At 38.1% G+C, this 12,573-nt stretch carries 9 protein-coding genes; 7 read left to right on the forward strand and 2 right to left on the reverse strand.

Features of this window, described 5'->3' with window-relative positions; genetic code table 11:
• Window positions 1-143: 143 nt before the first annotated feature.
• The 7 genes from ACFSR0_RS04515 (at window position 144) to hemH (ending at window position 9,304) form a co-directional block, all read left to right on the forward strand.
• Window positions 144-1,961, forward strand: coding sequence for a monovalent cation:proton antiporter family protein (locus tag ACFSR0_RS04515; RefSeq protein ID WP_379980343.1), 1,818 nt, complete (start codon window positions 144-146; stop codon window positions 1,959-1,961).
• A 130-nt stretch (window positions 1,962-2,091) separates the two neighbouring features.
• Window positions 2,092-3,249 (forward strand): radical SAM family heme chaperone HemW, encoded by a 1,158-nt coding sequence (hemW, locus tag ACFSR0_RS04520; protein ID WP_379980345.1) that lies wholly within the window; start codon window positions 2,092-2,094, stop codon window positions 3,247-3,249.
• A 160-nt stretch (window positions 3,250-3,409) separates the two neighbouring features.
• Entirely contained in the window at window positions 3,410-4,453 is a 1,044-nt protein-coding gene (gene hrcA, locus ACFSR0_RS04525) for a heat-inducible transcriptional repressor HrcA (protein ID WP_379980347.1), read from the forward strand.
• 22 nt (window positions 4,454-4,475) lie between these two features.
• Window positions 4,476-5,051, forward strand: a complete 576-nt coding sequence (grpE, locus tag ACFSR0_RS04530; RefSeq protein WP_379980349.1) for a nucleotide exchange factor GrpE — start codon at window positions 4,476-4,478, stop codon at window positions 5,049-5,051.
• Window positions 5,052-5,102: 51 nt separating this feature from the next.
• Window positions 5,103-6,929, forward strand: a complete 1,827-nt coding sequence (dnaK, locus tag ACFSR0_RS04535; RefSeq protein ID WP_379980351.1) for a molecular chaperone DnaK — start codon at window positions 5,103-5,105, stop codon at window positions 6,927-6,929.
• A gap of 123 nt (window positions 6,930-7,052) precedes the next feature.
• Window positions 7,053-8,222, forward strand: a complete 1,170-nt coding sequence (dnaJ, locus tag ACFSR0_RS04540) for a molecular chaperone DnaJ (protein ID WP_379980353.1) — start codon at window positions 7,053-7,055, stop codon at window positions 8,220-8,222.
• Between the two features lie 119 nt (window positions 8,223-8,341).
• A complete protein-coding gene (hemH, locus tag ACFSR0_RS04545; protein WP_379980355.1) occupies window positions 8,342-9,304 on the forward strand; it encodes a ferrochelatase in 963 nt (320 codons plus the stop codon).
• 296 nt (window positions 9,305-9,600) lie between these two features.
• Here the strand turns inward: hemH and ACFSR0_RS04550 are convergent, their stop codons facing one another.
• Together ACFSR0_RS04550 and ACFSR0_RS04555 are read right to left on the reverse strand one after the other, a co-directional pair.
• Complete coding sequence (locus tag ACFSR0_RS04550; RefSeq protein WP_379980357.1) at window positions 9,601-10,338, reverse strand: amino acid ABC transporter ATP-binding protein; 738 nt, start codon at window positions 10,336-10,338, stop codon at window positions 9,601-9,603.
• Window positions 10,339-12,513: an amino acid ABC transporter substrate-binding protein/permease gene (locus ACFSR0_RS04555; protein ID WP_379980359.1), complete on the reverse strand. Its 2,175-nt coding sequence runs from the start codon at window positions 12,511-12,513 to the stop codon at window positions 10,339-10,341. It lies immediately after the preceding gene.
• Between the last annotated feature and the right edge of the window lie 60 nt (window positions 12,514-12,573).

Here is a 12,573-nt window from a genome sequence, read left to right on the forward strand (position 1 = left end):
TATTTAGTGGCACGTCATGAGAGGATCTCGCTCGTTTTTCTGATCTTTTTATTGACTCAACTGCCTATGAAACGACGGAAAAAGTATTTCATGAATAATTCAGGATATAATAAAACAATAAGGTTGGAAAGGAAGTCAAACCAATGTCACTTTTAATTGTATTATTTGCTGCATTAATGATTCCACTTGCGATGGCGCGCTTTAAGATTACAGCTGTGCCAACAGCAATTGCGGAAATTATTGTAGGAATTATTATCGGAAAAACGGGGTTTCAATTCGTTGAAACGACGAATAATTTATCGTTTCTCTCTAGCTTAGGGGTGATTATTTTAATTTTTTTATCCGGTATGGAAATTGATTTTAGCTTATTTAAAAGTAAATCATCTGAAGAAAAAGGAACGCAGCCGTTGCCAATGGCGATACTCTCGTTTGTTGTGATACTCGGGACATCCGTGCTATTGGCATTTGTCGTGAAATTTCTTGGTATGTTTGATAATATAATGCTTTCGACAATTTTGTTTTCAACGATTGCCTTAGGTGTCGTGATTGCGGCACTAAAGGAAAAAGAGTTATTAAGCAAACCTTATGGACAAACGCTATTGCTAATTGCCGTTTTAGGTGAAATCATTCCTTTGCTTGCCTTATCGGCATATGCTGCATTGAATGGCGGACAGTCGGAGCAAATCTGGCTGATTCTAGTGATTTTCTTGGTAGCCATCCTGTTACTGTGGCGTTTTCGTGGGATTTATGATTTTTTTGCAAAGGTTGATAAATCGACGACTCAACTCGATATCCGCTTGGCATTTTTTATCGTCTTTACTTTGGTTACTGTGGCTGAAACAGTCGGCGCAGAAAATATTTTAGGGGCATTTTTGGCCGGGATTGTGATGAAGCTCTTGCAACCAAGTGAAAGTACGCAAGAAAAGTTAACCTCAGTCGGCTACGGCTTTTTTATTCCAGTATTCTTTATTATGACCGGGGCCAAGTTGGAGCTAAGAAGTCTGCTTATCCAACCAGAAGCATGGTTGATGATTTTATTATTATTTGTTTGTTTTATGGTAGCCAAAGCAGGACTCTTTTTTACTATGCAAAAGGCCTTCAATCGCACCAATGCACTGGCCGGCGCGTGTATTTCTGCGACAACTATTACGTTGGTGTTACCAACGCTAGAGGTAGCAGCACACTTGGATCAAATTACGGAAGTCCAAGTAGGCGAATTTACGTTAGCGGCGGTCCTTTGTTGTATTCTTGCACCTATTTTCTTTAATAAATTTTATCAATCAACCGAAGAAGAAGAGCAATTAACCAAAGTGACTTTTTTTGGCACCAATGTGTTAACAATCCCTGTTGCTCAACAACTTGCAAAAGGCTGGTATGATATTCAAATGGTGACGGACGATCGCGAGCATTATGAAACGTTTCGCAGTGCGATGGATCATGTCTTATTTTTGGAAAATCGCGAAGAACAGACATTGATTGACAAACAAATCTTCGATGCTGATGTATTGGTGCTTGGGTATCGTGACGATGCCATTAATTATGAAATAGCTCAGCTTGCAGCAAAATATGAAGTCCCACGAGTGATTGTCCGCCTAGAGTCACATGACTTAACTGATACTAAGTACGAGCAGCTTCAAGCCAAGGGGGCGGAGTTGTTTAATACGTTCGATGTAAATATTAGTTTACTAAGGGAAATGATCGACTCACCATCCACACTGAAAATGCTGACAGATACGGAGTCAGGTCTATATGAAGTATCGGTAAACAATCGCCGATACACAGGGATTCCTATCAAATCGTTGCCATTTATTGAAGCGATTACCATCAGTCGTATTTACCGCAACAATGAATTCATTGCCCCCCGTGGAAATACAGTTATCGAACTGGGTGATCACCTGATTTTTACAGGTAACAAAGAAACAGTCAAAGAATTACGGCATTTATTGAGCTTAACGAATTAAAAAATTCCAATCATTCGATTATCTGCGTGATTAATGGTACACTAGGTTCCAATAAAGAAAGTAGCAAAAATTTGAGAAAGTCAAATGGCTTTCTCTTTTTCTGTGCAAATAAGACCAAAGGAATGGCATAATGAACACCAACAAACAAAAATCAATGTATATCCATATCCCATTTTGTGAACACATTTGTTACTACTGTGACTTCAACAAAGTATTTCTCGAAGGGCAGCCAGTAGATGAATATGTTGATCGTTTACTTGACGAAATTGAATGGGGAACAAAAAACAAAACCACCTCTTTTCCGACAATCTATATTGGCGGAGGTACACCAACATCTTTAACGGCCACCCAACTTGATAAGCTGTTAGCGGGAATTACCGAGCGAGTATCGCTAAAAGACACCAAAGAATTTACGATTGAAGCCAACCCAGGCGATTTGACGGAGGAAAAACTGGCAGTCATTCGAAACTATGGCGTAAATCGCGTATCGATGGGTGTACAATCTTTTGATGATCGCTTATTAAAAAAAATCGGTCGCAAACATTCGGCGCAAGATGTGACAGAAACCTTGCATTTACTGGAAGCGAAGGATTTTTCGAATGTGAGTATTGATTTGATTTATGCCCTACCTGGACAGACACTGGATAATTTCCGCCAAACACTAACGCAAGCACTGGCCTTTGATTTGCCCCATTATTCTCTTTATTCCTTGATTTTGGAGAATAAAACAATGTTTATGAATTGGGTGAGAAAAGGTAATATGGTCCTACCTTCACAGGAAGTCGAGTTGCAAATGTTTGAAGAGACAATTGACGCAATGACCAAAGCGGGCAAATTTCAATATGAAATCAGTAATTTTGCTACACCGGGTTATGAGTCTCAGCACAATCTAATGTATTGGGACAATGAAGAATATTACGGTTTTGGTGCGGGGGCAAGTGGCTATGTTGATCAAAAGAGATATCGGAATTTTGGGCCAATCCAGCATTATTTGAAGCCTTTACGCGAAGGAACATTACCAATCTATCAGAGTGAGTCTGTATCAAGAAAAGAACAAATAGAAGAAGAATTATTTTTAGGTTTACGAAAGTTAGCTGGTGTATCAAAGCAGGCATTTGAAAAAAAATTTGGCCAATCGTTTGATGAAATCTATGGAGATGTCGTGACCAGTCTTGTAGCAAAAGGCTGGTTACTAACAGATGATCAACGCGTCGCTCTAACAAAGCAAGGAATGTATGTCGGAAATGATGTCTTTGAGAAATTTTTGTTAGACAAGGAAATAAATTGATGCAACGAACAGTCTAAAATAGAAACAAAAAACCGATTAGCACTCTTTTGTTAAGAGTGCTAATTTTTTAAGGGGAATTTCTTGACATTCTATAGAGATGTGGTATATTTATAATTGTATTAGCACTTAGGTATATCGAGTGCTAACAAGGGGTGATGAAATGATTACAAAAAGACAACAGGACGTTTTACGTCTTATCATCCAGAACTATACCGAGAATGAAATCCCGGTTGGTTCAAAAAAGTTGATGGCGTCGGGAATTGAAGCAAGTTCTGCTACAATTCGAAATGAGATGAAAGCATTGGAAGAAGTTGGTTTATTAGCGAAAACGCACTCTTCTTCTGGACGTATCCCTTCCATCGAAGGATATCGATATTACATCAATCATCTTTTAGAGCCGATGACCTCATCAAAAAAGGATGTAGAGCAGATTAGACGTGGATTGAATCGTGAATTTCACGAGATTAATGATGTGATTCAATATGCGGCTACCATCTTGTCAAAACTGACAAATTATACTGCTCTCTCGCTGGGTCCAGACCTAACTGATCGTGTATTAACTGGTTTTCGAATTGTTCCTTTGAACAATCGACAAATCGTAGCAATCATTGTTACCGATAAAGGTAATGTTGAAAGTCAAGTTTATACGGTGCCAGCTAGTTTTCAGTCAACGGACATTGAAAAAATTGTTCAAATTATTAATGATCGAATGGTAAATGAGTCATTATGGACCGTTTATCAGCGGCTACGGACAGAGATACCTATGACTATGAACCGTTATTTCCAGTCGACAGATGGGATCCTAGACTTTTTCGAACACGTGCTAAGTAAAGCCTTCGAAGAAAGAGTGTACGTAGGTGGACGGATGAATTTATTGGATTATGAAGCCAATCAAGATTCATCAGCCATTAAGTCAATGTACTCATTTATGAAAAATTCTGAAGAGTTGACACAACTCTTTGCCTCAAGAGAGGGAAACTTCCAAATCCGAATAGGTGATGAAATTGGAGTAAAAGTACTTCATAATATGAGCTTAATCCAAGCAAATTACCCAATAAAAGATCACGGGTTAGGAACAATTGCCTTATTAGGTCCAACGAGTATGCCATATTCAAAAATGTATGGTTTGTTGGAAACATTCAGCAAAGAGCTCTCGCAAAAGTTAATAGGCTATTATCAAGAACTAGATCGATCAAATCAGTAACAGTTGAAAGGAAGTTTAAAAAGTGGCAGAACAGAAAAAACAAGAAGCAGAAGAACAAGAACTAGAAGAAAAAAATCTTGCAACTGATGAACAACAAGCTGAATCAACTGATGACAATGCTATGCAAGAAGAAGTTGATCCAATTTTATCAGAGGTTGAAAGCCTAAAAGAACAAGTTGATCAAATGGAAGATAAATTTTTAAGGGCTTCAGCTGAAATTGCAAATATTACTTCACGCAATCGTAATGAACGCGAGTTGTTACAAAAGTACCGTTCACAAGATTTAGCAAAAAAAATATTACCTTCGTTAGATAACCTGGAACGAGCGATGGCTATTGAATCAGAAGATGAACATAGTCAAAACTTAAAAAAAGGGATTGAAATGGTTTTAGAAAGTTTGCGTCATGCTTTAACTGAAGAAGGAATTGAAGAAATCCCTGCAAAAGGGGAAATTTTTAATCCGACTTTGCATCAAGCAGTACAAACAGTACCATTAGAAGAAGGACAAGAGCCAGATACGATTGTTGAAGTTTTACAAAAGGGCTACAAATTACATGATCGTGTTTTAAGACCGACCATGGTGATTGTTGCTCAATAGAAGTAATGATATAGATAAATGAATGAAGTAGATTAAAGGAGAGAATAAATTATGAGTAAAATTATCGGAATTGACTTAGGAACAACAAACTCTGCAGTTGCAGTCTTAGAAGGCGGAGAAGCCAAAATTATTACAAACCCAGAAGGAAATAGAACAACACCATCTGTTGTGTCATTTAAAAATGGAGAAATTCAAGTAGGTGAAGTAGCAAAACGTCAAGCAGTGACAAACCCTAACACGATTTCATCAATCAAACGCCACATGGGCGAAGCTGGCTACAAAGTTGAAGTTGAAGGCAAAACTTATACACCACAAGAAGTTTCAGCAATGATTCTACAATACATCAAAGGGTTTGCTGAAGATTATCTAGGGGAAAAAGTTGAGAAAGCAGTAATTACTGTTCCTGCATACTTTAACGATGCACAACGTCAAGCAACCAAAGATGCTGGTAAAATTGCTGGTTTAGAAGTTGAACGGATTGTCAATGAACCAACTGCTGCTGCGTTAGCATATGGATTGGATAAAACAGATCGTGATGAAAAGATCTTAGTCTTTGACTTAGGTGGCGGTACATTTGACGTGTCCGTACTTGAACTTGGCGATGGTGTTTTTGATGTATTATCAACGGCTGGTGATAACCATTTAGGTGGGGATGATTTTGATAACAAAATTATCGACTTCATGGTTGCTGAATTCAAAAAAGACAATGGCATTGATTTAAGTTCTGATAAAATGGCGGTTCAACGTTTGAAAGATGCTGCTGAAAAAGCGAAAAAAGATTTGTCTGGTGTATCAAGTACACAAATTAGCTTGCCATTTATCACAGCAGGAGCTGCAGGACCACTTCACTTAGAAATGACGTTAACTCGTGCGAAATTTGATGAATTAACAGCTGACTTAGTTGAACGGACAAAAGTGCCTGTACGTCAAGCGTTGAAAGATGCTGGCCTTTCTCAATCAGAAATTGATGAAGTAATTTTAGTCGGTGGATCAACTCGTATTCCAGCGGTTGTGGAAGCTGTACGTAAAGAAACTGGTAAAGAACCAAACAAATCTGTAAACCCAGATGAAGTGGTTGCGATGGGTGCTGCGATCCAAGGCGGTGTGATTACTGGTGATGTAAAAGATGTCGTTTTATTAGATGTTACACCTCTTTCTCTAGGGATTGAAACAATGGGTGGCGTGTTCACAAAATTAATTGACCGTAACACAACCATTCCAACGAGTAAATCACAAGTCTTCTCCACAGCGGCAGACAATCAACCTGCTGTAGATATTCATGTATTACAAGGTGAACGTCCAATGGCAGCGGATAACAAAACATTAGGTCGTTTCCAATTAACAGATATACCAGCTGCACCAAGAGGTATTCCACAAATTGAAGTAACGTTCGATATTGACAAAAATGGTATCGTAAATGTATCAGCCAAAGATTTAGGTACGCAAAAAGAACAAAAAATCACTATTAAATCTTCTTCAGGTTTAACAGATGAAGAAATTGATCGTATGGTGAAAGATGCGGAAGCAAATGCTGAAGCTGATAAAGCAAGAAAAGAAGAAGTTGATTTACGTAACGAAATTGACTCCCTATTGTTCACTGTTGATAAAACAACGAAAGAATTAGAAGGCAAAGTTGATGCAGAAGAATTAAAGAAAGCAGAAACAGCTCGCGATGAATTAAAAGCTGCGGTTGAAGCCAATAATATTGAAGACATGAAGGCAAAACGCGATGCTTTGAATGAAATCGTCCAAAACTTAACAGTAAAATTGTATGAACAAGCTGCTCAACAACAAGCACAAGAAAATCCAGAAGCAGCTCAAGGCGGCGCGGATGACGTGGTTGATGCGGATTTTGAAGAAGTAGATAACGATAAATAATATTGTTATTGAGGGAGCCAAAGTCATTCACTTTGGCTCTTTCTTTGAATTAATTTGCATGCCATTGTATAGAAAAATATGGTAAACTATTACAGTATGAAATAGAAAGATGGAGGGAAGCCAATGGCAACAAAACGTGATTATTATGAAGTCCTTGGAGTGCAAAAAGGGGCTTCGGACGATGAAATCAAAAAAGCGTATCGCAAGCTTTCCAAAAAATATCATCCAGATATCAATAAAGCGCCAGATGCCGAAGAAAAATTTAAAGAATTATCCGAGGCCTATGAGATTTTAAGTGATCCGCAAAAACGTGCAGCTTATGATCAATATGGACATGCTGGTACGAATCCCAATTATGGTGGAGCTGGTGGTGGCTTTGGCGGGTTTGGTAATGGTGGCTTTTCGAGTGCAGGCTTTGGTGGTTTCGAAGATATATTTGAGTCGTTCTTTGGTGGCGGCGGTGGTGGAAGAAGTGCCAACCCTAATGCACCTAGACAAGGAGCCGATTTACAATACATTATCGATCTTACATTCGAAGAGGCAGTATTTGGCGTAGAAAAAGAAATCAAATACAAACGCGAAGAAGTCTGTCATACTTGCGGGGGAAATGGCGCTAAGCCAGGAACTCACCCTGAAACATGTCATAAATGTCATGGTTCAGGTACGATTAATGTTGAGAGACAAACGCCACTTGGTAGAGTAATGAGTCGTCAAACATGTGATGTTTGTCATGGTACTGGGAAAGAAATTGCTCATCCTTGTGAAACATGTCATGGTACAGGTAGTGAAAAACAAACCCATAAAGTGAAAGTAAATGTTCCTGCCGGAGTTGAAGATGACCAACAAATGCGTTTAGCCAACCAAGGAGAAGCTGGGACTAATGGTGGACCTTACGGCGATTTATACGTTGTCTTTCGAGTTGCTCCTTCAGATATTTTTGATCGAAACGGATCAGAAATATATTATGAAATGCCGCTTAATTTTGTTCAAGCTGCCTTGGGGGATGAGGTACTTGTTCCAACTGTTCATGGGGAAATTAAACTGAAAATACCTGCGGGAACACAAACAGGTGCAAAATTCCGATTACGCGGAAAGGGTGCACCGAAGTTAAGAGGTAATGGAACGGGTGACCAACAAGTAACCGTCAAAATTATTACACCTAAAAATCTAAATGAAGAGCAAAAGGAAGCCCTGCGATCCTTTGCGAAAGCGTCAGGACTGAGCACTTCAGAACAACAACCTGAAGGATTCTTTGATAAGGTAAAAGATGCGTTTGGCGGAAAGAAAAAGTAAAAAACGAAATCGGGTCATTTAAAGAAAATTCTAACCATAAATGAGTGTTGAGGATCTTAACATCTATTATTTGGTTAGATTTTTTCTTTTGGAAGAAAATCAAAAAATAGCATATAGCAATGAGGAGTGTTCTTTTGAAAAAAGGATTGATGATTGTTAACCTTGGGACTCCAGATGAAGCGAATCCTAAAAAAGTAAGAGAGTTTTTGGCCTATTTTTTAAGTGACAGCCGAGTAATAAAGATGCCAAAACTATTTTGGAAGATGATTTTACATGCAATTATTTTAAGAGTTAGACCCAAAAAGTCGGCTGAACTTTATAAAAAAATTTGGACAAAGGATGGCTCACCTTTACTTGAATATACCAAAGCGCAAGCAAAGTATATTCAGCAACAACTACCAGATGTACAAGTTGAATATGCCATGTCTTATAGTACACCATTCATCAACGATGTCCTGGATTCCTTTATTGAAAATGAAACGGAATTTTTAACAATCGTACCGTTGTATCCTCAATACTCTGGCACAACGGTCGGTTCAATATTTGATACAGTTGCACAGTATTTCTTAAAAAGTGATAAAATTGTCAATTTTACTTTTTTCCGGTCATATTATAGTCATCCGATATATATTAATTACTATGTAAAAAAAATCAAAGCAGCCATCGCAGAGTCGCCAGTGGATGGGATACTTTTTTCCTATCATGGTATACCTGAACGGTATGAAAAAGATGGAGATAATTATCGAATGGAATGTCAAAAGACGACGGATTTAATTGTGGAACAATTACCTGAATTGGCTACCTATCTATCATTTCAGTCCAAATTTGGCCCTGGAAAATGGCTTCAACCTGCAACTTCTGATTGTTTGCAGGCTTTGCCAAGCGAGGGAGTGAAAAGAATTCTAGTCGTTGCGCCTGGTTTTGTTGTTGATTGTTTAGAAACAATTGAAGAATTAGGGGATGAAAATCGTCACTATTTTCTCAATGCAGGTGGAGTGGAGTACCGTTATTTGGCGCCCTTCAATGCAGACAAAGAATTAGGTGATCTGATTATTGACCTTTATACAAATCCAACCAAATAAGCGAAACAATTGCTCAGTGATTCCTCGGGAATGGCTGAGTGTTTTAGACTCTAGAATAGTTGATATTGTTACTCGAAATGAATAAGGATATCAACTTTTTTGTGATCGCTGATTGTAAAAGTAAGCTAGAGATTTAAAAAAGTCATTTGTACTGTTCGCAAGTGATACTATCTTAAGTGTATCGAAGTAGAAAATAGCCAAAAATTCTACTCGAAATTCATGAAAAGAAGAAAGACGAAATTGTTTCAAAAAAAAGGACGCTGCAAGAAAAGTTGTGCAGTGTCCTTTTTCTTCATTTAAATATTTAATACTTTGTTTAAGAAATCTTTTGTTCGTTCATTTTGAGGATTTTCAAAGATTTGTTGTGGGGTACCATCTTCTAAGAAATTGCCACCATCTATGAACATGACCCGGTTAGCAACTTCTTTTGCAAAGCCCATTTCGTGCGTTACAATGACCATGGTCATGCCTTGTTTGGCTAATTTTTTCATAACATTTAAGACGTCACCTACCATTTCTGGATCAAGTGCCGAAGTTGGCTCATCAAACAACATAATATCTGGATTCATGGCCAATGCGCGTGCGATAGCTACCCGTTGTTTTTGACCACCAGATAAACTTTCGGGGTACATATCTTTTTTTTCGCTTAAACCAACTGTTTCCAGTAGTTTGATTGCACGTTTTTCCGCTTCAGTTTTGCTCAGTTTTCCTAAATCGGTTGGGGCAAGAGTAATATTCTCTAGAACTGAGAGATGAGGAAACAAATTAAAATGTTGAAACACCATACCAATATGTTGACGAACAAGGTTAATGTCCGTATTTTTATCTGTTAGATCAGCACCGTCAACGATAATTGCTCCACTTGATGGGTCTTCTAAACGATTCAGGCAACGTAGAAAGGTGGATTTACCTGAACCAGAAGGGCCGATGATACATACTACTTCCCCTTCATTAATAGAGACATTGATGTCATTGAGAACAGTGTTATCGCCATACTGTTTTACTAAGTTTTCAACTAGAATTTTTTCAGCCATTTAGTTCACCTTCTTTTCTAAAACTTTTGCTAGTCGGGTTAAAGCGGTAATAACAATCAGATACATAACCGCAATAATAAAGTAGACATACGTACTTTGCAATGTGCTGGCAACAATAATTTTTCCAGTTTGCAAAAGTTCTACCACTCCGATAACAGAAATAATCGTTGTGTCTTTTAATGAGATGACAAATTGATTGACAAAAGATGGAATCATAATTTTTACAGCTTGAGGTAAAATAATTTTTTGCATTGTCCGACCATAAGAGAGACCTAAACTCCGTGAAGCCTCCATTTGACCAATAGGGACAGCGTTGATTCCACCTCGAACAATTTCAGCTATATAGGCACTGGCGTTTAAGGTCAATGTAATAATACCAGCGGCAAAATCAGGAATCGTAATACCAGTCGCGCCTGATAACCCAAAGAAAATGAAGAAGGCAAGTACCATCATCGGTATTCCTCGAATAATATCAACATAGATTGAAGCAACCACCCTTAGTGCTTTAACAGGTGCAACACTCATTAATCCGAAAATCACCCCGACAACTAATGCAAGAGCGAAGGACACCAACGCAAGAATCATGGTTTTTCCTAAGCCAGTTAAGAGTTGTTTGTAATTGTTTTTCAGAATGCCCCACATAGTAGAATTATCTGCTTTTTCCGTTTTTTCTTCGGAAGACTCACTACCTTCAGAAATATAAGAGTTAACAATCTTATCATATTCACCGGTACGTTTCATTTCAGCCAAGGCTTCATTAAACATTTCAATTAGTTCTGGATTTTGCCCTTTCTTTACAGCAAAGCCATATTCACCACCAGTTTCTTTCGCAATAGGTGTTGCAAGTTCTTGACCTTGAGAAATAGCATAGCCAATGACAGGATAGTCATCCATAATGGCATCAACGGCGCCAACTTTTACCGCTTCATACAATTGATCTGCTGCATCATAATTTTTGATCTTGTATCCATACTTGTCTTGATTTTCTTTTAGAAAATCGGCGCTCTCCGTTCCAACTTTTGCCCCAACCTTTTTTCCTTTCAAATCTTTATAAGTTTTAATAGTTGCATTGTCCTTTTTCACAGCAATTTGAATGCCGCTTTGGAAATAAGCATTTGAGAAATCAAAGGACTTTTTCCGTTCGTCGGTCATGGTCATACCAGCGATCATACCATCGGCTTGATTTCCCTCCACTGCTTGCACTGCCGCTGAGAAACCGATGTATTTTATTTGAATAGTAAAACCTTGTAGTTCGGCAGCTCGCTTCATCAGATCAACGTCAATTCCAACATATTCGTTGGCTGAATTTTGAAATTCAAACGGCGCAAATGCCGAATCACTTGCAATAACATAGGTAGCTTTTTTAGGTGTAATCTTTTTCATTTCCTCGCTGTTGGTTGAATTCTTATCATCGGTGTTTGAGGTAATGTAATTTGCAACAATTTGATCATACTCACCCGATGCTTTTAACTTTTTTAAACCATCGTTGAATTGTTTTAATAATTCGCTATTTTTCCCCTTTTTTACAGCAAAGCCATACGAGTTTCCTTTTTCAGGTTCACCGACTAATTTTAAGTTTTGCCCTTTGGTGATTGCATAGCCTAAGACAGGATAGTCGTCAAAAATTGCTTGGACGGTTCCGTTGTCACTCGCACCGTATAAACCTGTTGCGTCATCATATGTCTTGACGGAAAATCCATATTTATCTTTGTTTGCTTCAAGAAATGTGGCACTTTCCGTTCCAACTTTTGCCCCAACCGTTTTGCCCTTTAAATCATTATAAGATTGAATGCTTGACTCGTCTTTTTTAACGGCCATTTGGATGCCACTATCGAAATAGGGATCTGAAAAATCAAAACTTTTTTTGCGTTCGTCCGTAATACTCATGCCGGCAATCATACCATCTAATTGACCTGACTGAACACCTTGAATGGAACTGTCAAATCCCAAAGGACGGATATTGACTTTGAATCCTTGCTCTTTGGCAATTGCATTTAGTAAATCAATATCAATTCCAACATACTTTTTCGCGTCATTTTGAAATTCAAAAGGAGCAAATGTAACATCAGTTCCTATTTGATAGGTCTTTTCCTCGGCTGAGACGGTTTTTGTAGAAACTAAAAAAAGCGTCGTCATGATAGAAAAGAGTGTTAAGAAAAATAACCTTTTTTTCATTAAATAATTCCCCCTTATTTTCTTAAAAACATCAAAAAAATGTAAATGTTTTTAATAGAT

It is taken from the genome of Enterococcus camelliae (genome assembly GCF_042685105.1).
GTDB lineage: Bacteria > Bacillota > Bacilli > Lactobacillales > Enterococcaceae > Enterococcus_G > Enterococcus_G camelliae.